Origin of the sequence: Winogradskyella tangerina (genome assembly GCF_003260205.1) — a bacterium.
In the GTDB taxonomy this organism is placed as follows: domain Bacteria; phylum Bacteroidota; class Bacteroidia; order Flavobacteriales; family Flavobacteriaceae; genus Winogradskyella; species Winogradskyella tangerina.
This window is the reverse complement of sequence record NZ_QERF01000010.1, coordinates 207586-234239: the sequence shown is the minus strand read 5'-3', so window position 1 is coordinate 234239 and position 26654 is coordinate 207586. Positions and strand designations below refer to the sequence as shown.

The window sequence follows — 26654 nt, the reverse complement described above, 5'->3', positions numbered from 1 at the left end:
ATTCCCACAACATCTTTAAAAATTATTTTTTAATTTTTTTTCTCCTCCTAATCATCACCCCATGAGAACTCCCCAAAACAACATATCACTACCCGTTTTGAGCGCGCAAATATATAACCCTTTACCATTTCAACAAACATTTTTTTTACTTTGTTTTGATTGAAGAATTTTGAATTAAATCAGGTTGATGATAATCAACTAATTACACTTCAAAATAGTTATAGAAAGAAATCCCATACCAATCCAAACCTAATTGCAAAGTCTCGATAAGGATGGTTTGGTGCTGAAAAGTAATTGTATCCTGTAAAGGAGGAATTAAAATGTTCGGCCTTTAAGAATATTCTTGTTTGCCTCACTTTTGCGTTGACAAAGAAGTCTAATCTTGGAAAGCCGCCAACCTTTGTTTCGTTTTGTGTGTAGAATTCTGCAAGTAATGGATCGTAACCATTCATATTATACTCCGTAAAATAGTTTAAGGTTACACCTGTTTGTAGTGTCATTGCCTTCCTAAATATCTGTTTTGAAAAGTATAATGTGTTTCTGGTAATTATTGTTGGTACATTCAAGACATCGGCATCGCTGGTTACGGCCTGATACATTATAGTATTGTCTAAAGCAAAATTTCCAAACTTTATTTCCTTTTGGGCTTTTAGACGTAGATACTGAATGGAGCCACTAAACTGATTCGGTTTAATGACTCGTAATCCATCTACATTACTTTCGAGATTAAAGAAGGTAAAGTTGTCTATGTTTGAAATATCTAAGGATGCATTTAGATACTTGTCGGAATTTATTCCGAAGGAAATTTGCTGCGTATTTACATTTTCAAAGCTGTTGAAATTATTCCAATTATAATTGGTGTAACCACTTTGGTATAACAACAGATTGAAATTTGGTAGTCTTGAACTCACATTTATACCACCCGAGAGATGAATATCTTTATTTAATTGATAACCGAGTTGTCCTTCTATATAACTTCCGGCAAATTCATCTGATAGATTTAAACCTGCGTTTCCTTGGAGTTTTATATTTCGTATCTGCTTCTCATAGCTGGCGCTAATACCCAGAAAATTTGTCTTTATTCGATTTGGTATAATTTCGTCGGCAAGCACTACCAAACTATTATAACCGTAATTGATATCTGTATAGTCTAGTCCGAACTGTAGTTTACCTATTGTATTGTTGTCGTATGCAATACCGAAATACGTATTGAAATTTTCGAGTGTTACTTTGTCATTAATATCATTGGTGAAAAAATCGCCAAAAAATCCACCATCTGGAAAGTCTGAATAGAACTGGAAGAACTTATCTTCTAGAGCAATTTTATGAATGGCCGTTAATTGATTTCTATCTAAGCTATCATTCTTTGTAACGATATCGTAGGAATGTTCTAGGTAATAACGCTTGCCAACAAGATTGCTTTCGGCATCTTGAAAATTCATATCAAAAACGGAACGGTCTAAAAAGTCCTCGTTACCCGATTCGAAATTAGCGACTTCATCATCTAACAATCCACCGTTCTCTTGATTGAGCAAATCCTGAGTTGCAATATGAGCTCTCGCTTTGTACCGTTTATTTTTAGTTTGATAGGATGTTGTAAATCTGAAATTTCCTGTACTGGTCAGAGAATTTTGATAGTTACCGAGAGATCTTAATCCTTTATATGAAATTGAAAAGTTAACTTGTCTTGAAAGATTGACAGTAAAAAAAGCATCGAGCATCTGGCCTTGCTCGAATGCGGTTTTATAAGTAAGGCGTGTCCATGGTGTTGGTACTTCATAATACCCCATGTCTTCGCGTTCTATATAATTATAATGTCTTGCGCGAGCTCCGAATAATGGATTTGCCTGACGATTCGAGAAATCGAAGGTCATAGCATTATAGGTTTGGCCAATATTTGCAAATGGCATTAAGCCGAAGTTATCTCGTTGCAGATAATTGAATTTGTAATCTTTTTGAATAGTGATCGTAGTATCGACAAAAGATTCGTTGCCCGATTCTTTAATTATTCTATACTTTTCAATTAGTGGTTTATCATCTAAACCTTTGTTAGCTGGCTTTTGAATAAGCTTATCCGTCTTTTGCTTCGCTTGTCTTGTTGTAGTTGTATCTTGTTCAAGAGTTTTTGGAATTGGTGTTTGCCCAAATGAAACTTTGACGAAGAACACCAATAAGACGGCGATTATGAAACGTTGAATGCTGAACAATTCTAGATGATATCAGTTATAGAAAATCGGGATAAATATAAAGAATAAAAGCTGTTTTAAAATAAAACAGCTTTTAGATTTAAATATTGTTGATGTCTACTAATTAATAACAAGCTTTTTTGTCGCCGATCTGTTACCATTAGATACTTTAACCATATAAATACCTGGAGTTAAGTTATCTGTGTAGAATCTTTCTTTGAAAATTGAATTGTTATAATTATTAAATACTTGCTCGCTTACAACACGTGCGTTGATATCGTAAATCTTTACAGATACATCTCCATCGTTTGACATTCCAAAATTAAGATCGAAGTAATCTGAAGTTGGATTTGGAAATAACTTCATGCTGTTATCTAAACTCACATCGTCAGTACTTAAGGTTAAATTATTTCCTGTTACGATTAATGAGAAATCTTGTAAGAAAGGATCGAAAGGACTTGCACCTGCTAATGTTCCCTTGTGAGAAACTCTTAAGGTATATGTTCCTGCTGAAGGTGCATCAATATCGATACGCTCAACATTGTCTACCGTGTTATCTCCTGTAGCATTTACAATACCAAATATTGGAGAAGTTTCTAATCTGTATGGGAAATATGTAGTTCCGTCTTTTGTTAGTCTAATATCAAGATCATTAACTAATCGTGGTGTTGTATCATTTACGTTTGCAGGATCATTAGCGACCGTACCTGGAACGTCTGTCCAACATATTGTAGCTGATAATTTATCGCCTGCTGCAACATTGAATGTCGTTGTATAAACTTCTGTATTATTTAATGTCAATTCTTGAATGATTGCACCACCAGTGTTTGCACTAGTAATAGTTTCAGCAGCTTTCTCAGCATCTAACATTCCCCAACCAAAGTAAGGATCTGGTCCAGGATTAGTATTGTCATCTTTAGCTGTATGACAAGCTAAACCTTTTAATGTTGATGCATCCATAAAATCGCCATGCAACTGGTTATAGTATTGTTGTAATAGAACTAATGTTCCTGAAACATTTGGCGCAGCCATAGATGTACCACTAAATGTTGAATAACCACCACCTGGTGTAGGAGAATAAAGACCAGTTCCGTCACCCGCCAAATCTGGCTTAATCCTTAAATCGTCAGTTGGTCCTTGACTACTTGATGAATTAATATTCAGTATAAGTTCTCCTGTAAAAAGATCGAATGAAGGGTTGGCATTTGCAATTACCAAATTGTTCTTTGCATTCTTATCTCCTGTCAATTTATCAATGTCTGGTGCTAAACCTCCTGAATATGTAGTATTTCCTGAATTACCTGCCGACATAACAATAAGGTATTTAGGATTACTTTTTGCGATATCATCAATTTCGCGAGCACCCGAAGTATAAGCCCCCATAAACCAAGCATCTAATGTGGTTCCACCTCCTTGAGCAACAGGAATACCATAAGAATGATTAGAAATATACATTGGATCTAACACATTGGCTAATCTTGTAACCATTTCAGGTGTGTCATTATTAAAATTATAAGTATTAACAGTAACATTAGTTGCCATACCTTTAGCTTCTGGTACAACACCCTTAGCTGCTATAGTTCCTGATACGTGATTACCATGTGAACTTTCAGACATCTGCCCACTTGTATTGGTGTCTTCCATATTTAAGACACGGCTTCCTGTATTGGTTGCATTTTGAAACTCTACATGACCTATTTGAATTGGTCCACCGTCCCAAACACCGACTGTCATTCCGGATCCGTCTAAATCTAATCCAAGACTTCCACCTACTTGAAGGTGATCAGTACCAGTTGCTCTTCCTGCAGCGGCATTGTCTAAGGTTCTGTAAATAGGTTTATTATTTACAATATCATAAAGAACATAAGTCTTCCCGTCTTCTTCAAAAATTTCAAGATTAGTTCTATTGGAAGCTAAGAAGCTTTGAATTCTAGCAGTCCTTTCTTCATCGGCTGCCACAATTCTTTCATAAGTTAATTTTTGACTTTCTGTTAGTTCACTTTTTTGAGCTTCTGTAAGTCGCTTTTGAGCAAATCCAGAAGTCAATATTAATGAAAATAAAAGAAGTGTAAAGTAATTTTTCATTTTTCAAAATTTTAGATTGCTGAAGATACTACTTAATCAGATTATGACCAAAAAAGTTTGATCATTGACCCTATTTACTGGGCATTTTAACAGTTTCTTCATTCATAAAAAAAACGCATGAAAACAAAAAGGGGCAACATAATGTTGCCCCTTTTTATAAATATAGTAAGGTACTAGTTCCCTAAAGTAAATGGTACTATAAGTTCACCACCTGTAAATTGAGAACTAACAGTATCAATAACAGGAGAGTTACCATCACAAGCTACATTAGTAAGATCAGCAGAACCGTTTCCGTATGCACAGCAGAAACCGTCACCGAATGAATCTAATAATCTTAATAAGTAATCACCATCTTCTAAACATAACGTTGTAGAGAATGAAGACTGACCTGCGTAGTTACCAAAAGCAGTATCACCAGTTACGAAAGTACCACCACTAGTAAAGATCTGCCATGCAGTCTCACCTGGATAACTATCGAAAACTAAGTCTAAATTAACTTCATTAAGTACACAAGCAGAAGCGAAACTAAGTGTAGTTGTTCCTCTTGCGTTTAATGTTCCATCAGCTGGAATAGTTAAATCTAATACTAAAGTACTTGTCTGACCATCAGGAATAGCTCCGAAGTCTACAGACATATCAACACTACCAGTGTATTCACCAGCAGGAATTGTTACTGACATTGCAGGTAAGTTGTATTCAGCTGGTGCAGCAGTAGATGCAGCATTCACTGAGAAGTTTACAACTCTATCTTGAGAACTTGCCTTTGTAGCCTCAACTGTAATAGTTGCAGTTGGCGTACAGAAAGGTACTGTCTCAGCTGTTCTAGCAAATGAGTATGCTGTAGCATCACCATCACCAGAATAGATTAATAAATCTTCCTCACAGCCAGTCATTGCTAGTAAAGCGAATAATGCTAAAGAAGATTTTAATAAATATTTAATTTTTTTCATAATGATTAGTCTTTTATTGATTAGTAGCCAGGATTTTGTTCATCAGCAATACCAGGGTTAGCGTTGATCTCTACAATTGGTATTGGTAATGTGAATCTAAAATCGTTAGCTGGTAATGTACAAGCACCACTTTGTAAGTTACATGCTATAGGATCTCTATCGATACCTACACCAGCAGCTGTACCTACACGCTTAAGGTCTTTATAACGGTGACCTTCGTAGCAAAGCTCGATCTTACGCTCTAGTAAGATGCCTTGAAGTGCCTCTTGAACAGAGTTGTAAGTTGGTGCTGCTTGATCAGAACCAAATCTTGCATCTCTTAACTGATCAATTAAGCCAGCTGCACCTGCTAAATCAGATGAACCTCTAACTCTTGCCTCAGCAGCAATCAATAACATTTCTGAAGATCTAAAGATCTTTAAATCATTCATTAATGGACGACCTTCAGAACCAGGATACTTTTGAATTACAAGAATATCATTATTAATTGGATCTGGATCATTAGTGTAATCTCCACTGATAACAGAAGTTGGCGCTACGTTAACATCGTAACGGATATCTGCAGGATCTAAAAGATCGAATACACTTCTGTCCATTTCAAAATATGGAGAACCTGATAACGTTGCGTTTACGAATGCGTAACGAGCACCAGCCCATCCACCAGCAGAAACACTACCAGTTGCACCTTGACCGTCATAGTTATCATTTAAAGTTCTTTCTAATTTCCAGATGATCTCTGTGTTATCAGAATCTAAGAACATGTTTACATACTGAGTTCTGTTAGCAAGACCATAACTATTTAATAAGTTAGTTGCTAAAGAGTTTGCAGTAGTATAGTCTCCCCTAGTTAAAGCAATTCTAGCTCTTAATGCATTGATTGCATCCATAGATACAAATGTTGCATCAGACTGCACATTACTTAAACTCATTGCTGTTTGAAGATCAGAGTTGATGTATTCAAACATCTCACCAGTAGTATTTCTACGTGGCTGAATATCTAAACCTGCGATGAAGTCGATTCTTGGCACTGCAAGAGTAGAATCATCACTTGGGTCTGGACTGAAATAAAGTGTCAACTCAAAGTTAGCATATGCTCTTAAAAAGTGTGCTTGAGCTAAAATGTTGTTGTAATCAGCTAAATCACCTGCGTCTGGTGTAATCACCTGAGCTGCTTCAATTAAAACAGTTGCACGGTGATTGGCTCTAAATCCTCTTACCCAGAAATCGAATGCAGCAGTACTCGCAGCATTAAGTACGAAATCGTATAATGCAAAACCTTGTCCACCACTATCAAATCCGATAGCAATCTCATCTGTAAAGTTAGCAGATAAAGCGTGCTCTGGTGTTACGTCTATTTGATCGTACACCGCTAGAAGACCAGATCTTAAATCATCGACATCACGGAATGCATTAGCTGCATCTAATCGACCAACCTGTCTTATATCAATTGCATCGTTACACCCTGATAGTATAGCTATCAAGAAAACGAATAATATTTTATTAATGTTTTTCATATCTAATTCTTTTTTTTAAAATCCTAATTCAAATCCTACGGAAATGGTTCTTGGAGTTGGATAAACTCTAGATCCGTTACTTCTTGTTTCTGGATCGAAACCTCTCCACTCAGAGAAAGTTAATACGTTCTCACCGTTAACAAAAACTCGTACATTCTCGAATCCTGTTCCTTCTAAAGATTTCGCAGGGAAGTTATAACCAATACTAGCGAAACGTAATCTTAGGAAACTAGCGTCTCTTAAGAAACGATCAGAATCTCCGAATGAGAATAAGTTAGAAGCTGTTAGTGATGGGATATCAGTCATATCACCTGGCTGTTGCCATGCTCTAAATAAATCTGATGATAGGTTAAACTGACCAGTTGCACTTGGATCAATCAAGTCTGCGTAGTCATTATCAAATCTGTCAACACCAATTACATAGTTCCACTGTGTAGTTAAGAAGAAACCTTTGTAATCAACGTCTAAGTTAAAACTACCATTCCACTCAGGAATAATGTTCTTGTCTAACCATACTCTATCTCCGTCTGCATCAGGGTTTTCAGTTACGTCACCGTTTGCTGTATAGTAAAGTAAATTACCATTAGCAGGGTTAACACCAGCGTAACGTAATGTGAAGTATTCACCAAAGATACCACCGTTTCTACCTAATCCTACGATTTCTCCTTCTGGATTAGGAATATCTTGTAACTCAGTTTTGTTATAGTTAGCTACAACACCAACAGTCATGTTGAAATCATCACCTCTGAAGATATCATAGTTAAGCTGTACATCAAAACCTCTGTTGAATAACTCACCAGTGTTAGCATTCTGCTGAGTTACACCAGTTACAGCTGATAAAGGCGTACTTTGGAAAAGTTCAGTTGTTTGTCTTTCGTAAACATCGAACGCACCTCTTAATCGGTTTTGCCATACTCCGAAGTCAAGACCAACGTTTAACTGAGCAACAGTTTCCCACTGAAGTGATCTGTTACCAAATTGAGCTACGCCAATTGCAGGAAGGTTACCGTAACCAGAAGCCGTGTTGAAGAAATCTTCAGTAAGGTCTGGTGCACTAAATAATCCACCACCTACGATATCTTGGTTACCAGCAGTACCATAAGATGCTCTTAATTTTAAAGTATCAAAAGCAGAATCTTCCATGAACGCTTCGTTGTCAATGTTCCAACGACCAGATACAGACCAGAAAGTCGCCCATCTGTTAGAACCTGCGAAACGGTAAGAAGCATCACGTCTTACAGTTGCACCAAAACCATAACGCTTATCGAAGTCATAGTCGAATGCTGCGAAGTAAGAGAATAAACCTGCATTTAAGATTTCAGCAGAAGCTTCATCGTTAAATAAACCACCTGCTTGTGGTACTAAACCACTACCATCTCCAGGAGAGAAAGTCGCTGGGTTAAGACCGTTTGCGAAATATCCAAACTGTCTGAAGTGAGCTTTAAAGTACTCTGTATATAAACCTAAATCGAAAGTGTGCTTTCCGAATGACTTATTAAAGTTAAGAGACGTTACTTGGTTGTAAGAGAAAGCTCTTGTTGAAAATTGCTGTTGGAAACCAGATGTTGGGTTCTCAGCACCACCAAATAAAATCGCGTTAAAAGATTCTGGACCTTCAGCACGTGTTAAACTTTCACTCTGGTAATCACCAGCCATTGTTACGTTAGCAGTAACCCAGTCAGTAATCTTGTAGCTAAAGTTTGCACTACCTACGATCTTAACCTCTTCTTCGAATCTTGTATAAGTTCTAAGTCTATCTAATAAGAATAAAGGTGTATTAGTAAATGATAATGGTGATAATAAATCAGCACCAGTAGTGTAATCATCAGGAGTAATATAAGGTACAGATATATAAGCACCTAATACATAGTTTCTGTTAATCGCACCAGAACCAATACTGTTCGGCTCGTTAGACTTAGAATAGTTAATGGTTAAGTTAGTACCATAATTAAACTTGTCATTAGCCGACTTACCTGTTACGTTAGAACGAATGTTGAAACGCTTTAAGTCAGAATCTTGTAAGATACCTTCAGTATCTTGGAAACCGAAAGATGTAAACTGAGTAGCTTTAGAACTACCACTTGATAGAGACACAGTGTGACTCTGAGTTACACCCGTACGGAAGAAAAAGTCCGTCCAACTAAAGTTTGGAGCAGCTGCAATTTGTGCATCTGTCATTGGTGAACCAGCACCTGGGTTAAATACACCAGAACTGTTACCAGCACCAGCACCATTACCAACGAAATCTCTTTCGAAGCGTAATAACTGCTGAGATGACATAGCGTTGTAATCATTATCTTGTAATGTATTCCAAGCTACGAAACCTGCATAGTTAACACGAAGACCTTGCTCGTAAGAACCTTGTCTTGTCTTAATTACAATTACACCGTTAGCACCTCTGTTACCATAGATAGCAGTTGCACCAGCATCCTTAAGTACATCGATAGACGCAATATCCTGTGGGTTTAAAGACCTGAAGTTGTCTTCATCAACAGGAGCACCATCAATAATGAATAGTGGCTCAGTGTTACCATTAATCGAAGCAACACCCCTTAACTGTACTAAGGAATTACCACCCGGTTGACCTGAACTAGTTGTAATGTTAAGACCAGCAACCTGTCCACTAAGTGTTTGAACAAAACTCGCATTTGGTCTGTTTTCAATAGTTTCTGAAGAAATCCTCACCTGTGCTACTTTCGACTCTTCTTTAGTTGCTGTGTTGTAACCAACGACTACAACTTCTTCTAAAGCATTATCGAGTTCTAATTGTACAGTGTAAGTATTACTTGCTCCTACTACAACTTCGGTATCTTTCATACCAACGTAAGAGAAAACCATTACTTCTCCTACTGTGACTCTAATAGTAAATTTACCATCAAAATCTGTTTGAGCACCTCTCGTGGTACCCTTTACAATTACGTTAGCACCAGGAAGCGGCAAGCCGTCGGATGCAGTCGAAACTGTACCTGTGACTGTCTTCTCTTGTGCAAAAGAAAATTGCATCACAAACGCCATAAAAAGCGTTAATAACCATGTTAACTTTAATTTCATAAAACAATTATTTGAGTTAGTCTAGTTGCAAACATCTTAATTAAATATTAAATAAACAAGTGTTTTTGCTAAAAAAATGTTAACCTTTTTACGAATTCGTTGGCAAAATCTAAAGTTTCGTATTCCCCAGATTTATTAGTTATAACTCAACATTTAGATGCAAAAATTCTAAAAGGGTTGCGTTAAAATTTTAACTTTGTTTAAACAAGTCTCTCTTTTGACCTTAATTACACAATTTTCAACCCTTGATTATGAGTGCGGTACCGATGAAGCCGGACGCGGATGTTTGGCCGGTCCTGTTACAGCAGCTGCTGTAATTCTACCATTAAATTATAGCAACGCCATTCTGAATGATTCTAAGCAAGTTTCAGAAAAAAACAGAAACACCTTAAAATCTATTATTGAAAATGATTCAGTCGCATTTGCTGTAGAACATATATATGAGAAGGACATTGATAAGATTAATATTCTTAACGCTTCTATTAAAGCAATGCACACTTCAATTGCGCAACTGGATGTGGTTCCAAATTTTATAAGTGTAGATGGAAATAAATTCAAACCCTATAAGGATGTTCCATTTCAGACTATAATAAAAGGTGATAGTAAATATCTCAATATCGCAGCGGCTTCCATTTTAGCAAAAACTTACAGAGATGCCTACATGGAAAAAATCCACGAAGAATTTCCAATGTATAATTGGAAACAGAATAAAGGTTACCCCACAAAAGAACACAGAGCTGCCATCAAAAAATATGGTATCACTAAATACCATAGAAAATCATTTAGATTATTACCAGAGCAGTATCGTTTAGACCTATAACTTTTTATATTTGCAGATATATCTACCGCAATGAAGCAATTTGGTTTTTTACTGGTTTTGTTATCCCTCTTAATGTCTTGCCAACAAGACTACAATAGCCAAAAATCGGCTTCACAATTTTTACCGGTTAATACCAATGCCCTTATTCTTATAAACGACCTTAATGACTTTTCACAAAGTATCGAAAATCATGAGATTTTATCTGGTATATATAATAAGGAGTTAAAAACAGCTTCTGTAATATTAGAAAACCTCAATACTACCAAGCAAGTTTACGTTGCATTTTTGGGTGAAACCAATTTAGACTATCTTGTAATAACTGAAAGAGATTCTTCATTATTTGTTATTGATTCTATTCCGAATCATTTATCTGAATCTATTACGAATGAAAATATTGACAGAACTCAGATTGATTCAACAATATTTTTTCAAAAAGATCTGGGTAAATATTTTATAGCTTCAAGTAATCTTGAAATTTTGAAGTCCTTGAATTCTGAAAATGAAGATCAGAGTTTGAGCAGTCTTATTGAAACTACCGACAGTCAATCTACAGCATCCATTATATTTAAAGCCGGTTCACCAGACTACTCAAAACTTTTGTTTTCGGATGATGATCATATCGCATCTGAAAACTATACTGTACTCGACCTAAACTATACCGATAAAAGTCTTTCGTATAATGGCATCTTAAAATCTGGTGATTCCATTAGATACTACATGGATTGTTTCAAGGGTACCATTCCTCAAAAAACTTATTCAATATCAGCGGTGCCTTCAAATGCCAAATCGCTAGTAAGTATCACCTACGACGATTTTTCAATCCTTGAGCAGAATTTAAGAATTCTCAAAAAAGAAGACTCTATTATTCCGCAGACCTTTTTGAATTTAACCAATGAAATTTCGATGACGGATAATGCTGTTATTTTACATTCACTCGATTCGGATATTGTTTTAGAAACCATCGAAGAAAAAACATTCGAAGAGTCCTTTAGAGAAATCGACATCTATGCGTTTGGTGATCCAGAGTTTTTCAAATCGCGTTTAGCCCCTTTTATAATATTTAATGACGCCCAGTATTTGGCGAGGCTTAATGATTTCATCATATTTTCTGATTCTGTAGAAAACCTAAAGGCCATTTTATCCGCAACACTAAGTAACAACACTATTGCAAATGCAGATGCCTTCAAAAATATAAGTGAAAATTTAAGCGATCAGGCTTCTTTATTTATGTATAAAAATGCTGAAGGCTTATCCGATCTTCTAGATATTGAAACCAAATCATATGATGCCAATGTGGTACAGTTTGTTTACGAAGACGACTATGCGCATGTCAACGGAGCTATTCAGGAGTTTAAAAGACGACGAGTTTCTAACTCGGTGGCCGAAGCTTTCACCACGGCTATCGATGCACAAATAATGACTTCGCCACAGACCGTTAAAAATCATATTACAAAAGCACATGATATCGTGGTGCAAGATGTTGATAATGTTCTTTATCTAATTTCGAGTTCGGGCAACGTACTTTGGAAAAAACAATTGCGTGGTAAAATACTTGGGAAAATCGAACAAATCGACATGTACAAAAACGGAAGGTTACAGTTGGCCTTTGTAACACCAAAACGATTGTATGTTCTTGATAGAAACGGAAACGATGTATCACCATTTCCACATAAGTTTAATGATGAAATAACCCAACCACTTGCTGTTTTTGATTACGACAAGCGAAAAAACTACAGGTTACTAGTCACTCAAGGTGCTAATCTTTTAATGTATGACGCTCGCGGAAGATCTGTAAATGGATTCAATTATAGATCAAATGGAAAAGACATCTCCACTCAGCCAAAACATTTCAGAATTGGACAGAAAGATTATATCACATTCGCTACGGGCGATGAATTAAAGATTCTAAATCGTCAAGGTAATACACGAATTAATGTAAAGGATAAAATTCGCTTTTCTGATAACGAATTATTTCTTTACAAAAACCAATTTACAGCTACCAATACCTTAGGGCAGTTAGTGCAAGTAAACACCAAAGGAAATGTGAGCACAAAGAATCTCGATCTTACAGAGGAGCATGGTTTTAGTGCAACAAGCAAAACACTGGTAGCAATGACTGAAAACAGATTGACCATCAGATCTAAAAGTATTGACCTCGATTATGGCGATTATACAGAACCAAGAATTTTTTATCTCAATGATAAGATTTATGTATCGGTTACAGATTTACAATCTAAAAAAGTGTATTTGTTTGATAGTCAGGCAAAATCAATTTCTAATTTTCCTGTTTTTGGTACTTCTGCTGCCGAGCTTCAGAAGCTCGATAAATCGAGGGGATTGGAGCTTATAACACAAGCTGACGACAAGACAATTATCGTCTATAAACTCTATTAAATTCCATCTGAATTTCGCATTTTATTTTTTTGATTGAATAGTTATTCATAACTTTAGTCGGCTATTAATCAATTACTTAAAATGAAAAACTCCAAAGTTTTCCTTTCTCTTTGTGCGGTATTATTTATTCTCCCCTCACTCGATGCACAAACCAAAAGAATTAAACGTCCTAAGAGCCGAGTTGGTGTTGGAAGTGTGGATCGGTTTGTTCAGGAATCTTTTGACCTTTACGACAAGGTGTATAAATACGACGGTTATGCTGCCGCAGGAACGCCATTAGACGATGATGACATTGATGTTCTTGAAGAGGCGCTTGAGGAAATGACAGTTTTGAGTGAAAGCGCACCGGATATTATTGATGATCTCGATGGTGTTGGTGTTTTGAAACAAGGCAAGGCTACATTGCAAATGAATAAAGCCAAAAAAGCCTTAAAATATAGCATTAAAACCGCCAAAGAACTATTACTCGGACAACGCGAAAGAGAAGCTCAAGAAAATGAAGACGATACTGCTGAAACTGAAAGTGGTGATTCTCCTGATATTTCAGGCACATCGGGCAACCAAAAGGATGGTGCTGACGTCGAAGCTGAAGAAGAACCTTCCAACATTTCTGACAAATTAGAAGTCTACAGTAAGTTTGACTTTGTACCAGGCGATAAGCTGCTTTATTTTGATGATTTTTCTCAAGATTTTATTGGAGATTTTCCAAGTAAATGGAATACTAATGGCACAGGCGAAGTTGTAACTGTCGGTAGTGTTGAAGGCAAATGGTTTGAACTTAAAGGCGGCTATGGTATTCAGTTCTTACCACTTCTTTCTGAAGCATTACCTGAAGAATATACTATTGAATTTGATCTGCTCGCTGTAGTTGATACTAAGACCTCATCAACAGCAAGATTAAACCTTACGCTCGCAGATAATAACGAATTTAGGGATGGACCAAATAAATCGAGCGTAGAACTACCTCTTGGGCAGTTTGGTGCTTTTAGCATTAGAGTATTTAATAGAATCAACGGAGGAACCGTGATCAATTCAAGTCTTAATGCCAATTTGAGGCAAGCCGTATTAAACAAACCCCATATTTCTGTTGCTGTTAACAAACGTAGATTTAGACTATGGGTTAATCAAAAAAAATATGTAGATATTCCTCAATTTATCGCACCTGATAAAGCGCTAAGTCATATTAAATTTAACTTGCTAGGTATGCGTGATGGTGTAGATCGCTTGTTTATTACTAATCTCAAAGTTGCCGAGGGTGGCGTAGATCTAAGACGTAAATTAATGGCTGAAGGCCGCATCTCAACCAACGGCATATTGTTCGATTCAGGATCGGCAAATATTCAACCTAGATCTCTAGGAATTGTTAGGCAAATATCTCAGGTTTTAATGCAAGATCAAAGCATCAAATTGAACATCATTGGTCATACAGATTCTGATGGCCCGGACGAGGCTAATCTCGCCTTATCTAAAGCCAGAGCGAACGCTGTTAAAGAAGCGTTGGTTACAATTTATAAGATTTCTGAAGAGCGTCTAACCACAGAAGGTAAAGGCGAATCAGAGCCAGTTGGAGACAATACAACAGCAGACGGAAAAGCCCAAAACAGACGTGTAGAATTTGTAAAAATATAACGATAACCAAATCTCGAAGTCCCTAAGTCTGAAAACGCCAATTTATTTTGGCGTTTTCTTTTGTTTAAAACCATTACATTAGTGAAATAAAAGCATCACTAATTTTTGATATTTTGAAATTCAAAAAATAATTTTCATGCGCCATGGCAAAACGAAAGAAAGACTCATTCAGTGATTTTGGATTAGGCGAAAAATCGTCTTCTGAAGGTTACAGAGCCTTAAATAAAGACGGTAGTTTCAATATTGAAAAAATCAATATTCCATTTTTTGAGCGCCTAAACTTCTTTCATACTTTGGTAACGATGAAGTGGTCGCATTTCTTCGGTTTTATTATTCTTGGTTATTTTATTGTCAATTTATTTTTCGCAACTATTTACGCCTTAATTGGTGTTGAGAACCTAACAGGAACACGTGGTATGACACCCTTTGAGCAGTTTATGGAAGCCTTCTTTTTTAGTGCTCAGACCATTACAACCTTAGGTTATGGAAGAGTAGCACCTTTAGGCTTACCTGCTAATATTGTTGCAGCCACAGAATCATTACTTGGCCTTTTATCATTTGCATTGGCTACAGGTTTGCTTTACGGTCGTTTCTCTAAACCTGTGTCTAAAATTAAATACAGTGACAAGGCTGTTATAGCTCCCTATCATGATATTAATGGATTTATGTTCAGGCTCATCAATCCTCAAAAAAATGAACTATTAGATGTCGAAGTAAATGTTAGTGTTTCCATGAAACGTAAGAACTCTGAACTACGCGATTTTCATATCCTAGAATTAGAACGCGATAAGGTAAGATTCTTTCCATCCATGTGGACCATAGTGCATCCAATTGATGCTAACAGCCCCCTTTTCAATCTCGATGAGCGGTCTTACTATGCCAAGGATTTTGAATTTATTGTAATGCTAAAAGCGTTTGATGAATCCTCAGGTCAAATGGTATATTCGAGGTCATCTTATAAGCCTGAAGAGATCGAATGGGGACAAAAGTTTGTATATGCAGCTCAACGTCTAAATGGTAAAACCACGATCGATGTTAGCCGAATAAACGAAAGTGAAGCAGCTCAACTCAATTAAACTAAATGTGCTTCAAAAAGAGATTCAAAATGATGAAGTAGTTTTTCTTTAACCTCTGATTCGTCAACGGTTGCAACCCCTAATTCATTATTCAAAGAGGTTACGGCTTTCCCTCGAATACCACAGGGAATAATATTATCGAAGTAACCGAGATCTGCATTCACATTCAAAGCAAAGCCATGCATGGTTACCCAACGGCTAGCGCGCACGCCCATGGCGCAAATCTTTCGAGCAAAAGGGGTTCCGACATCTAACCAGACGCCCGTTTCACCAGGACTACGTTCAGTTTTTAAACCGTAATCTGCGAGTGTTAGAATAATGACCTCCTCTAAAAATCTGAGATATTTATGGATGTCTGTAAAGAAATTATCGAGATCGAGAATGGGGTATCCTACAATCTGACCAGGACCATGATAAGTGATGTCTCCTCCTCTATTTATCTTATAGAAGGTAGCTCCTTTCTCTACCAATTGGTCTTCGGTTAGTAGAAGATTTGAAAGGTCCCCACTTTTCCCTAAAGTATAAACATGTGGGTGCTCAACAAACAAAAAATGATTGTCTGTATCCAAGCCAGCATCCTCTCTTCTGTTTTTTATTTTGGTATCTAAAATGGCCTTAAAGAGTTGCTCTTGGTAATCCCAAGTTTCCTTAAAATCCTTAAGGCCAAGATCTTCAAATTTTACGGTTTTATTCATCCACAAAAGTCACGTTCACATCCAAAAGTTTTGGATTTTTCAAATACTCCACCCAATTAGATGTGTAGGTTACTGTTTTTCGATCAGCAGAGAACTTTGCACCCTCTATATCAATTGTTTTTACAGCCTTCGGAAAGGTCAATTTCACGGTGTAATCCGCTTCCTCAAAGTATTCTATAAATTGCTGATTCTCCTCATCGGCCTCATCAAATAAGGCTTCCATTGCCGTTTCTGCCTGCCCTTCCTCTAATTCGATCTTGGTTTTTCTGGAGAAACCTTTATCTGAGTAATCATACATAATCGCATTATCGCTTCCCATAAAATTTCCTAGCGGAGAGCTATCTCTAATTGCGTCTATCTGATCGCCTTGCTCGTTAATACTTTGAATGCTTTTTAGCTTTTCATTGATATCCTTTAGATCGTCAATTGATTCAAAATTTAATCCCATTCCGATGTCCATAATGCTTTTGTCTTCATCGATCTTCATCCTCATATACATGTCTTTTATAGATTCGAATGCCTGTTGTTTATCTTCTGGAAGTGCAGCAATACTGTCTTTGTAGGTCTCCATTATATCAGCGAAAACCATGACCGTATCCATGACTTCTCCACCTTCTTTTTTCTCGTTACTGCCGCCCATGGCTTCAGACATAGCTTTAATGGCCTCACCCATTTCATAAGTCACAAGATATTCACCCGAACCATCTTGGTCAAAAACAATGGATTCAGTTACATTACAGCTCGCTAAAAAGCAAGCAAAAACAACTAATAGTAATAATTTTTTCATTTGTACTTTATTGATTTAGAAAGCACAAAGATAAGGAATTATCTTTCAGGATTATTGAGAATGACCAATGCTGCAATAACGCCTGGAACCCATCCGCAAATCCAAAGTATAAATGTGATTAAAAAAGATCCACATCCTTTGTCTACTACGGACAATGGAGGGAAAATAATAGCTAATATAACGCGCCAGATACTCATAATTTCGTTTGATGATTTGATGTAATCATAGGACGCTATTTTGTTAAAATTGTTACATAATTTATGACTGAACAATTTTTTATATTCGAAATTTATGTAGATTCGTTTTATGCAATTCAGAATAGTTTTATTGTTTTTATTGTCGTCGCTTTATGCTGAAGCGCAGTATTCCTTTTCGGGATATATAAATCCAGATGAATGGCAGAACACCGTGTATCTTTCTATTGTTGAGGACTACCGGAAAATGTCGGGAGTTTATTCAGAACAGATCATTGCAAAAACTTCGGCTGATGAAACGGGTTTTTTTGAATTCAAAGGAAATATACTCGACCCTGAAAATCGCATATACCGAATTCATGTCGACAAATGCTCTGAAACAGAACAAGACCTCAACCATTTCAATGGGCACTGCAGTGACAGTGAAGAACTTCTATTCATTGCTAAAAACACGGATACCCTAAACCTACCCTTTTCATTTGGTAATCAAGTATTTTGCAAAATTGAATCTAGTAATCCTAGGGCCAATGCCTTTCTAAAAATTGATTCCTTAAAAAATGATATGCGCTTTGCCTATGGCGAAGTAAGAAGTGAAGCCAACAGAAAACTTAACAACAAAAAGTGGTTTAAAACACTTCAATATTATGGTGAATTATTAAACGAACCTATTGCAGAACTCGCCATTTACGCCTACCTCTCAGATAGAAGTTCTGATCTTCATGGTCATTACGTTGCTGATTTACGAGAGAACAGTTATTATGACGAGCTTCAAGCACGTTTAGAACGCACCTACCCTAATGCTCCTTACACTATTCAATACAAAAATGAAATAGCTGCCGATCGCTTTATGCTAGCTGCTTCCGCAGAAAATACTTCAGGTTCTGAAAGCTCATTATATCTTTATATTCTACTGGCTGTATCCGTTTTATTAAATGGAATTTTACTATTTAGATTTTGGCAAAGAAAAAAATCTAACAAAGAAAATCTTAAGGCAAAACTCTCGAAACAAGAACAAGTAGTTTTAGAACATTTACTTCAAGATAAGACGAATAAAGATATTGCCGAAGCTTTATTTTTGAGTGTTAGTACTGTAAAATCACACACCAATAACATCTACAAAAAATTGAATGTGCAATCAAGAGATGACGCTAAATCTCTGTTTATTAAGTAGTTGAAAAATTCAAACCTGGTACTAGTACCCATTTCCAACCGACGATTTTAATATTTTAGAAAGATAATTTTGATGTTTGTTTCTGTATAAATCAAAAATTTTTAAATCATGAAACGAACTCTAAACATCTTAGTTTTATTGACCATGGCATTTGGTTTTTTTAATTCAGCCCCAGCAGACATCAATATGTTTGATGCCAAAGTAGCACTTATAGAATTCGAAACTGAGGTCATCAATTATGGCACAATAGAACAAAATTCGGATGGTACTAAGATTTTCGCATTTACAAATGCGGGTGACGCACCATTAATCATAAACGACGTCAAAACCAGCTGCGGATGTACGGTCCCAAGGTATTCAAAAGAACCAATTTTACCAGGTGAATCAGGTGAACTTGAAATTAAATATAACACCAATAAACTGGGTGCATTCACCAAAACGATCAGGGTAATGTCTAACGCTGAAGGTGGCAATAAAATTCTCAAAATTAAAGGCACAGTTGTCGCGTCAAAATAAATTTCTTCCAAAGGCCTGGCATTAATAGATGCCAGGTTTTATTTTTAAAATACCATCAATCATGAAAACAATAGCAATTACCATACTGCTCTTTTTGAGCCTATGCCTCAATTCGCAAAATATAAATGTTGAGATCACGAAAAACACAGGTTCACCATACCTACTAGGAAAAATTAATAAAGCCGGATTAGAGGGCGACAATTACAAGGAATGGTTTAATAAAAATTTCAATAATTATGCACCAAAATCCACTGTTATTAAAGCCATAGAATCAGCTTTAAAAAACTACGAGATCACAATATTTATGGGTACTTGGTGTGGCGATAGCAAACGCGAAGTACCTCGATTTTATAAAATATTAGAAGCTTGTAATTACCCAATGAACCAATTAACCGTAGTTGCATTAAGTCGCCAATCTGATAGTTATAAACAAAGTCCACAGCACGAAGAAGCCGGATTAAACATTCATCGTGTGCCAACTTTCATTTTCTACAAAGATGGCGAGGAAGTCAATCGTATTGTTGAGCATCCTGTGAATTCTCTCGAAGACGATATTCAAAATATTGTTACTGTAAACGATTATAAATCGAACTATCAGATCGTCGCTGAAGTAGAAGCAATCCTTAAATCGAAAGGATTGAAAGGCTTTAAAAAAGGAAAGAAAAAACTACTCAAAAAATACGCTGGAAACTTAGAGAGCATGTACGAACTAAACACCTATGCGCATATACTTTTTACAACTGAACGTGAAGAGGAAGCAGTGGAAGTTTTGAAACTTAATACAAAACTTTTTCCGGATGAATCAAGAGCATTTGCGAGCTTAGCCAATAAACTACATGTGATGGGCAAGTCGAAAAAAGCACTTAAGTATTATAAAATGGCGCTTGAACTAGACCCTGAAAACGAACAGATCAAGAAAAATATCACTGCTTTAAAATCAATTTAAAAAGCAGTTCTCAATTTTTATCAAAATAACGTAATTTTGCATTTCTAAAATAACAAGAATGCAACTTTCAGAACAAGAACGCGTAAGGCGCGAAAAGTTAGAAAAATTACGTGCGTTAGGAATTAATCCTTACCCAGCTGATCTATTTCCTGTTGATCATACTTCGAAAGAGATCAAATCTAATTTTGAAGACGGCAAACAGGTTATTGTTGCCGGTCGCCTGATGTCGCGACGCATTCAAGGAAAAGCTTCCTTCGCCGAATTACAAGATAGCGAAGGGCGCATTCAGGTGTATTTCAATAGGGACGAAATCTGTACTGGCGAAGACAAAACCATGTACAACGAAGTTTACAAAAAATTACTTGATATAGGTGATTTCATTGGTATTGAAGGTGAATTATTCACTACCAAAGTCGGTGAAAAAACCGTAATGGTAAAGGATTTTAAATTGCTTAGTAAAGCGCTCAAACCTTTACCACTTCCGAAGCAAGATGCCGAAGGCAATACGTACGATGAATTTAACGATCCTGAATTACGTTACAGACAACGTTATGCAGATCTTGCCGTTAATCCGCATGTTAAAGAGGTATTTGTAAAGCGTACCAAGCTCTTTAATGCGATGCGTAATTTTTTCAACGATGCAGGTTATTTTGAAGTAGAAACGCCTATTCTTCAGCCTATACCTGGCGGTGCTGCGGCAAGACCGTTTATTACTCATCACAACAGTCTAGATATTCCGCTATACATGCGAATTGCCAATGAATTATACTTGAAGCGATTGATCGTTGGCGGTTTTGAAGGTGTTTATGAGTTCTCAAAAAACTTCAGAAATGAAGGTATGGACAGAACCCATAATCCCGAATTTACAGCCATGGAAATCTATGTAGCCTACAAGGATTACAACTGGATGATGGATTTCTGTGAAAAGCTTTTAGAACATTGTGCCATTGCAGTTAACGGAACCACAAAGGCCACGTTTGGTGACTATGAAGTTGATTTTAAAGCACCCTATAAGCGTATTACAATGCGCGATTCTATTCTAGAGCATACGGGCTTTGACATCTATAATAAAACTGAAGCCGAGATCAGAGCAGCTGCTGAAGGCATGGAAATCGAAGTTGATGACACCATGGGTAAAGGGAAACTCATTGATGAAATTTTTGGTGAGATGTGCGAAGGCCATTACATCCAGCCAACGTTCATCACAGATTATCCGAAGGAAATGAGCCCTTTATGCAAGGAACATCGCGAAAACCCTGAACTCACAGAACGATTCGAATTAATGGTATGTGGTAAAGAAATTGCCAATGCCTATTCAGAATTAAATGACCCTATAGATCAGCGCGAACGCTTTGAGCATCAACTAAAACTTGCACAAAAAGGTGATGATGAAGCCATAGAGTTCATTGATTTTGATTTCTTACGAGCACTCGAATACGGTATGCCACCAACCTCCGGAATGGGAATTGGCATGGACCGACTGGTTATGTTTTTAACCAACAATCAAAGTATTCAGGAAGTGTTATTCTTCCCGCAAATGCGACCAGAAAAGAAGCAAGTTGCTTTAAATGATAACGAAAAAGCAATCTTCGAGGTTCTTAAAAGTCAAAAGCGAATGCCACTTAGTGAACTGAAATCTCAATCTGGCTTAAGTAATAAAGGCTGGGATAAAGGCATTAAAGGACTTGGTAAGCACGGACTTACAAAGGTTGAAAAAACCGAAGAGGGTTTGTTTGTTGAAATGGTTTAAATACCCAAAAAAATATAAGCTTCAAGGAATCATTTACATGGTTCCTTTTTTTTGTTTCAAACTTTAACAGATTAAAACTATTCCTACTTTTTTATTGGTGTAACTTTAGGCAAAATCAATTTTCATGAAAAACTATACCCTACTTGCCCTTTTTGTTGTTTTACTTACTGCATGCGAATCAAAAAATGAAAAGCAATTTATTATTTCAGGAGAACTTTCAGGAGACTACGATGATTATGTTTATTTAAATTATCCGCAGTTTTTAGATAGCACCTATCAAGTAAAAGACAGTGTAAAAGTTATTGATGGAAAATTTCAATTTACAGGAACCACACACTCGCCAGTTCAGGGTTGGCTGAATCTAAAACCAAATTCTAACCTAGCCTGGCTTCAAGTTGAAAATAGTGAAATAGACATCAAAGCTAATTACACTTTTCAAGGAACTGAGGAAAATATCTATCGGATGATAACTATCGAATCTGTAGCAGGTTCAAAAAGTGATAGTATTCAGAATGATTACAGCACCTTTTATCAAGAAAATAAAGACCGTGAAAATTTTAAGACCTTACTAAAAGAAAAAGTTGTACAGCTTGCCCAAACGGAGAATATGGATGCCTTCGCTGGGAAAGTACTTGCTGACAATGTTGTTTTTTCAGATATGCTGAATCTCGAAGATGCCAAAAATATTCTTGCTCAAATAGATACAAATTACGTAGAGCCTTTCGAAAGAGAACTCATTCGAAGTGGCTTAAATAGGTTGAAAAAATTTACAGCGGGTAAACCAATTTCAGATTTTGCACTAACCACGAGCAAATTCGATTCCATTAATAGTTTGAGCTTTAGAGGTAAGTTATTACTCGTAGATTTTTGGGCCTCGTGGTGTGGTCCCTGCCGTGTTAAACATCCTGAATACGTAAAACTTTATAACGATAATAAAGACAAAGATTTCGAAATTTTAAGTGTGTCTCTGGATGAAGATGTTAATGCATGGTTAGAGGCTATGGAAAAGGATCAAATTACATGGCCTAGCGTTATCGATTCTGGAGGATTTGAGGGTGAAATTGCCAAAGAGTATTACCTCTATGCGATACCGTATAGTTATTTGGTAGACAAAGACGGAACGATTATTATGCCAAATCCCACATCGGAAGATATTGAAGCACGTTTAGACTAATTGGCTTTTAACTGTATAACCCGCCTATTCTCTTGCCATTTAGCACAATTTTAGTATTTTGTCGGCGCTTTTAACTAAATCATACCCCATGAAAAAGTATCTGGCTATCTTACTTATAGCACTGCTATGGTCGTGTAACAGCGATGATGACTCTATTTCACCTGCCGAAGATCCTTTAGTTGTGGCGGAATTTAGAACCAACTTATCAGAGCTTAATTTATTTACAGGAAATCTGGCCGATCTTAATATAAGTTCTAGAGCTTTTGAATACAATCTTAACACACCACTATTCTCAGATTACGCGCACAAGCAACGATTAATTGCTTTACCAGAGAATACTGCCATGACATACAACGGTGATGGTTTACCTGTTTTTCCGGAGAATACTGTAATTGCCAAAACATTTTTCTACAATGCGGATGAACGTGATCTTACATTGGGTAGAACCATCATCGAAACAAGAATTCTCATTAAGATAAATGGCGATTGGGTTACTGGTGATTACAAGTGGAATGACAACCAGACCGATGCTGTTTTAGACTTAAATGGAAGCACAGTTCCAATTACGTGGATCAACGCTGATGGTATTTCAAATTCAACTAACTATGAAATCCCATCAAATACAGATTGCTTTACCTGCCATAGTACGTTTGATAATGCAACGCCGATTGGACCAAAACTTCGAAACCTTAATTTTGAAATTAACGGATCAAATCAGTTAGATGATCTAATTAGCAATTCAAACCTTACTGGTATTTCGAGTAGTTCGGAGGTTTCGGCAGTTGTTAATTGGGAAGATACCTCAGCGACTTTAGAAGCAAGAGCACGTTCGTATTTTGATATTAACTGTGCCCATTGTCATATTCCTGGTGGATTTTGTGAAGACCAATCGACTTTAGATCTTGCCTTTGAAACATCGTATGAAGACTCACAGATTTTCGAAAGAAGAAACAGTATCTCAAATCGAATTTCGATCTACAATGAAGGCTTCAGTATGCCATTTATCGGCACAACATTGATTCATACTCAGGGTAGAGATCTCCTTCAAGAATACTTGGATTCTCTTTAAATTTCTGGCGTTAAATAAATACTAAAGTCGGTTTTCTATTCCATAGATTCCTCTTGGAATGCGTACATTCATGCAAATTTTTTAAAACCGACACAAAGTGAAACAACTATCCATTAAACTATTGTTTTTAGTTTCAGCTTTCTTAGTGTTTTCATGTTCTACAACTAAAAAAGCAAACAAATCAAAAAAGCCTGATGCAACTGCAATGGCAAAACCACCAGCAAAAAAGCCTGGTAAAAACGATCCAAAACCTTATAACAAAGTCATTACTAAAGATGCTAAATCTGATGAAGGCCTCTTCACAGTGCACTCATTAGATGATAAATTCTATTATGAAATACCAGACTCTTTATTCGATAGAGAGATGTTAATGGTAACTAGAATTGCTAAAACCGCAAGCGGGATTGGCTTTGGTGGAGGAAAGCAAAATACTCAAGTTTTGCGTTGGCAAAGAAAAGGCAAAAAAGTTGTCTTAAGAGTCGTATCGCATCAGGTAGTAGCGGCAGATTCTCTGCCAGTGAGTGAGGCTGTAGTAAATTCTAATTTTGAACCTGTACTTGCTACATTCCCAATCCAGGCATATAGCAAAGACTCAACCAGTACAGTTATCGATGTAACACCTTTATTTTCGAAAGATGTAAAGGCTTTAGGTTTCCCACAAGCGAGACGACAAGCTTATAGAATTACACGATTAGAATCTGATAAATCGTTTATCGAATCTGTAAAGAGTTACCCAAGAAATATTGAATCTCGACACGTAAAAACCTATGCTGCTGGGCGCCCACCGTCTAACTCAAGCACAGGATCTATTTCATTAGAGATCAATAACTCGATGATTTTATTACCTAAAGTACCAATGAAACGTCGTTACTTCGATCAGCGCGTTGGCTGGTTTGCGAGAGGTCAGACGGATTACGGTCTAGATGCACAAGAAAGTAAAGTGGTACGCTACTTAGACCGTTGGAGACTTGAGGTTAAAGATGAAGATATTGAGAAATTCAAGCGAGGTGAATTGGTAGAGCCTAAAAAACCAATCGTTTATTACATAGATAGAGCAACTCCAAAGCAATGGCGTAAATACATCAAGCAAGGAATTGAAGACTGGCAAGTAGCCTTTGAAGCTGCCGGATTCAAAAATGCTATTATAGCTAAAGATCCACCAACACCAGAAGAAGACCCAGAATGGTCTCCAGAAGATGTACGTTACTCAGTTGTGCGTTACTTAGCGTCGCCTATTCCAAATGCTAACGGACCGCATGTTAGTGATCCAAGATCTGGTGAGATTTTAGAAAGTGATATCAACTGGTATCATAATGTAATGACATTACTTAGAAACTGGTTCTTTGTGCAGACTGCAGCTATCAATCCTGATGCCAGAGGTGTTGCATTTAAAGATGAAGTTATGGGACGTCTTATCCGTTTTGTATCTGCTCACGAGGTTGGTCATACATTAGGATTACCGCACAATATGGGAAGTAGTGTTGCTTATCCTGTTGAAAAACTTAGAGATGCAGAATTCACTCAGAAATATGGAACGGCTCCATCGATTATGGATTATGCCCGTTTTAACTATGTGGCGCAACCAGGTGATGAAGGTGTAGCATTAATGCCAAATATTGGTCCTTATGACAAACACTCAATTAATTGGGGTTACAGACCAATTTTAGATAAAACCGCTGAAGAAGAAAAACCAATTTTAGATCAGTGGATTTTAGAAAAAGCAGACGATCCAATGTATCGTTTTGGAAGACAGCAATTCGGTGTAATAGACCCAAGTTCTCAAACTGAAGATTTAGGAGATGACGCTGTTTTGGCTAGCGAATATGGTATTGCTAACCTTAAGCGTATTGTGCCTAACTTAATTGAGTGGACTGCTGAAGATGGTAAAAACTATGACGATCTCGGTACAATGTATGGTCAGGTTCTTAGCCAATTTAACAGATACATGGGGCACGTAGCTTCAAACATTGGTGGTGTATATGAATATTACAAAACATACGACCAAGAAGGTGCTGTATATACGCATGTTGATTCTGACCATCAGAAAAAAGCAATGCAGTTTTTACAAGATCAATTATTTACAACTCCAGAGTGGATGTTAGATACTGAGATCTTCAATAAAATTGAAAGCGCTGGTCATATTGAGCGCATTAGACAAACTCAAACACGTACGCTTAACAACATGATGGATTTTGGTAGACTACAGCGTCTTGCTGAAAACGAATCTATCAATGGTGATGAGGCTTACGGTATGTATGACATGATGAAAGATCTTCGTAAAGGTTTATTTAGCGAGTTGCGTTCTGGTAAGAAAATAGATGTATACAGACGTAATTTACAACGTGCTTACATAGACCGTATGGAGTTCATCATGACAAACGAGCAGACATCAAATATTCCTCCACAATTTAGACGTTTATTTGGCGGCACTCAGGTTAATGTGAGCCAATCAGATATTAGAGCTATTGTGAGAGCAGAATTAAAGACGCTCCGTAGTCAATTACGTTCAGCTCGTGGTGCTGATGCTATGAGTAGAATTCACATTGCAGATGCCATTGAGCGCGTCAATAATATTTTAGATCCTAAATAATCTAATTCATATTTTCAAAAAGGCTTCAAATTAGTTTGAAGCCTTTTTTTATTGCCC

General features: G+C 36.8%; 19 protein-coding genes. 11 read left to right on the top strand and 8 right to left on the bottom strand.

Translation table 11 applies throughout. From position 1 onward, the window contains the following. Nucleotides 1–218 precede the first annotated feature (218 nt). The 5 genes from DDY94_RS14945 to DDY94_RS14925 form a co-directional block, all read right to left on the bottom strand. Nucleotides 219–2207, bottom strand: coding sequence for a putative porin (locus DDY94_RS14945; RefSeq protein ID WP_232817884.1), 1989 nt, complete (start codon nt 2205–2207; stop codon nt 219–221). Between the two features lie 99 nt (nt 2208–2306). Further along, complete coding sequence (locus DDY94_RS14940; protein ID WP_111685402.1) at nt 2307–4271, bottom strand: S8 family serine peptidase; 1965 nt, start codon at nt 4269–4271, stop codon at nt 2307–2309. Nucleotides 4272–4444: 173 nt separating this feature from the next. Continuing rightward, a complete protein-coding gene (locus DDY94_RS14935) occupies nt 4445–5221 on the bottom strand; it encodes a DUF1735 domain-containing protein (protein ID WP_157957344.1) in 777 nt (258 codons plus the stop codon). Between the two features lie 20 nt (nt 5222–5241). Continuing rightward, nucleotides 5242–6735, bottom strand: coding sequence for a RagB/SusD family nutrient uptake outer membrane protein (locus tag DDY94_RS14930; protein ID WP_111685400.1), 1494 nt, complete (start codon nt 6733–6735; stop codon nt 5242–5244). A gap of 15 nt (nt 6736–6750) precedes the next feature. After that, nucleotides 6751–9786 (bottom strand): SusC/RagA family TonB-linked outer membrane protein, encoded by a 3036-nt coding sequence (locus DDY94_RS14925; protein ID WP_111685399.1) that lies wholly within the window; start codon nt 9784–9786, stop codon nt 6751–6753. A gap of 217 nt (nt 9787–10003) precedes the next feature. Here DDY94_RS14925 and DDY94_RS14920 point away from each other — a divergent pair, with 217 nt between their 5' ends. From DDY94_RS14920 to DDY94_RS14905, 4 genes are all read left to right on the top strand, one after another. Beyond that, nucleotides 10004–10606 carry a ribonuclease HII gene (locus DDY94_RS14920; RefSeq protein WP_111685398.1) on the top strand — a complete coding sequence of 201 codons (603 nt, stop codon included), beginning with the start codon at nt 10004–10006 and terminating at the stop codon, nt 10604–10606. 30 nt (nt 10607–10636) lie between these two features. Continuing rightward, a complete protein-coding gene (locus DDY94_RS14915) occupies nt 10637–13000 on the top strand; it encodes a ribonuclease HII (protein ID WP_111685397.1) in 2364 nt (787 codons plus the stop codon). 81 nt (nt 13001–13081) lie between these two features. Continuing rightward, a complete protein-coding gene (locus DDY94_RS14910) occupies nt 13082–14629 on the top strand; it encodes an OmpA family protein (RefSeq protein ID WP_111685396.1) in 1548 nt (515 codons plus the stop codon). Between the two features lie 143 nt (nt 14630–14772). Further along, a complete protein-coding gene (locus DDY94_RS14905; protein WP_111685394.1) occupies nt 14773–15705 on the top strand; it encodes an ion channel in 933 nt (310 codons plus the stop codon). Here DDY94_RS14905 and lipB read toward each other — a convergent pair. Genes lipB through DDY94_RS14890 form a run of 3 tightly spaced genes read right to left on the bottom strand, consistent with a single transcriptional unit; the run spans nt 15702 to nt 17384 of the window. Continuing rightward, nucleotides 15702–16400, bottom strand: coding sequence for a lipoyl(octanoyl) transferase LipB (gene lipB, locus DDY94_RS14900; RefSeq protein ID WP_111685392.1), 699 nt, complete (start codon nt 16398–16400; stop codon nt 15702–15704). The two genes, DDY94_RS14905 and lipB, sit on opposite strands and share 4 nt — an antisense overlap. After that, entirely contained in the window at nt 16393–17187 is a 795-nt protein-coding gene (locus DDY94_RS14895) for a hypothetical protein (protein WP_111685390.1), read from the bottom strand. The genes lipB and DDY94_RS14895 overlap by 8 nt, the downstream gene beginning before the upstream one ends. A 38-nt stretch (nt 17188–17225) precedes the next feature. Further along, entirely contained in the window at nt 17226–17384 is a 159-nt protein-coding gene (locus tag DDY94_RS14890; protein WP_111685388.1) for a YqaE/Pmp3 family membrane protein, read from the bottom strand. Nucleotides 17385–17493: 109 nt separating this feature from the next. Here DDY94_RS14890 and DDY94_RS14885 point away from each other — a divergent pair, with 109 nt between their 5' ends. From DDY94_RS14885 to DDY94_RS14855, 7 genes are all read left to right on the top strand, one after another. Next, the gene (locus DDY94_RS14885; RefSeq protein ID WP_111685386.1) at nt 17494–18552 is read left to right on the top strand and encodes a response regulator transcription factor; all 1059 of its coding nucleotides are present in this window, start codon (nt 17494–17496) and stop codon (nt 18550–18552) included. 108 nt (nt 18553–18660) lie between these two features. Beyond that, complete coding sequence (locus DDY94_RS14880) at nt 18661–19068, top strand: DUF1573 domain-containing protein (RefSeq protein ID WP_111685384.1); 408 nt, start codon at nt 18661–18663, stop codon at nt 19066–19068. A 61-nt stretch (nt 19069–19129) separates the two neighbouring features. After that, nucleotides 19130–20014, top strand: coding sequence for a thioredoxin family protein (locus DDY94_RS14875; protein ID WP_111685382.1), 885 nt, complete (start codon nt 19130–19132; stop codon nt 20012–20014). Nucleotides 20015–20072: 58 nt separating this feature from the next. After that, entirely contained in the window at nt 20073–21764 is a 1692-nt protein-coding gene (gene lysS / locus DDY94_RS14870; protein WP_111685380.1) for a lysine--tRNA ligase, read from the top strand. Nucleotides 21765–21888: 124 nt separating this feature from the next. Beyond that, nucleotides 21889–22938: a TlpA disulfide reductase family protein gene (locus DDY94_RS14865; RefSeq protein ID WP_111685378.1), complete on the top strand. Its 1050-nt coding sequence runs from the start codon at nt 21889–21891 to the stop codon at nt 22936–22938. A gap of 88 nt (nt 22939–23026) precedes the next feature. Continuing rightward, nucleotides 23027–24007, top strand: coding sequence for a hypothetical protein (locus tag DDY94_RS14860; RefSeq protein WP_232817883.1), 981 nt, complete (start codon nt 23027–23029; stop codon nt 24005–24007). 205 nt (nt 24008–24212) lie between these two features. Continuing rightward, on the top strand, nt 24213–26597 hold the full coding sequence (locus DDY94_RS14855) for a zinc-dependent metalloprotease (RefSeq protein WP_111685413.1): 2385 nt from the start codon (nt 24213–24215) through the stop codon (nt 26595–26597). Nucleotides 26598–26654 lie beyond the last annotated feature (57 nt).

Coding starts and splice junctions, on each gene's coding strand:
- DDY94_RS14940 (WP_111685402.1), bottom strand. CDS start 4,271: ATGAAAAATTACTTTACACTTCTTTTATTTTCATTAATATTGACTTCT.
- DDY94_RS14935 (WP_157957344.1), bottom strand. CDS start 5,221: ATGAAAAAAATTAAATATTTATTAAAATCTTCTTTAGCATTATTCGCT.
- DDY94_RS14930 (WP_111685400.1), bottom strand. CDS start 6,735: ATGAAAAACATTAATAAAATATTATTCGTTTTCTTGATAGCTATACTA.
- DDY94_RS14925 (WP_111685399.1), bottom strand. CDS start 9,786: ATGAAATTAAAGTTAACATGGTTATTAACGCTTTTTATGGCGTTTGTG.
- DDY94_RS14915 (WP_111685397.1), top strand. CDS start 10,637: ATGAAGCAATTTGGTTTTTTACTGGTTTTGTTATCCCTCTTAATGTCT.
- DDY94_RS14910 (WP_111685396.1), top strand. CDS start 13,082: ATGAAAAACTCCAAAGTTTTCCTTTCTCTTTGTGCGGTATTATTTATT.
- DDY94_RS14905 (WP_111685394.1), top strand. CDS start 14,773: ATGGCAAAACGAAAGAAAGACTCATTCAGTGATTTTGGATTAGGCGAA.
- lipB (WP_111685392.1), bottom strand. CDS start 16,400: ATGAATAAAACCGTAAAATTTGAAGATCTTGGCCTTAAGGATTTTAAG.
- DDY94_RS14895 (WP_111685390.1), bottom strand. CDS start 17,187: ATGAAAAAATTATTACTATTAGTTGTTTTTGCTTGCTTTTTAGCGAGC.
- DDY94_RS14890 (WP_111685388.1), bottom strand. CDS start 17,384: ATGAGTATCTGGCGCGTTATATTAGCTATTATTTTCCCTCCATTGTCC.
- DDY94_RS14885 (WP_111685386.1), top strand. CDS start 17,494: ATGCAATTCAGAATAGTTTTATTGTTTTTATTGTCGTCGCTTTATGCT.
- DDY94_RS14880 (WP_111685384.1), top strand. CDS start 18,661: ATGAAACGAACTCTAAACATCTTAGTTTTATTGACCATGGCATTTGGT.
- DDY94_RS14875 (WP_111685382.1), top strand. CDS start 19,130: ATGAAAACAATAGCAATTACCATACTGCTCTTTTTGAGCCTATGCCTC.
- lysS (WP_111685380.1), top strand. CDS start 20,073: ATGCAACTTTCAGAACAAGAACGCGTAAGGCGCGAAAAGTTAGAAAAA.
- DDY94_RS14865 (WP_111685378.1), top strand. CDS start 21,889: ATGAAAAACTATACCCTACTTGCCCTTTTTGTTGTTTTACTTACTGCA.
- DDY94_RS14860 (WP_232817883.1), top strand. CDS start 23,027: ATGAAAAAGTATCTGGCTATCTTACTTATAGCACTGCTATGGTCGTGT.
- DDY94_RS14855 (WP_111685413.1), top strand. CDS start 24,213: ATGGCAAAACCACCAGCAAAAAAGCCTGGTAAAAACGATCCAAAACCT.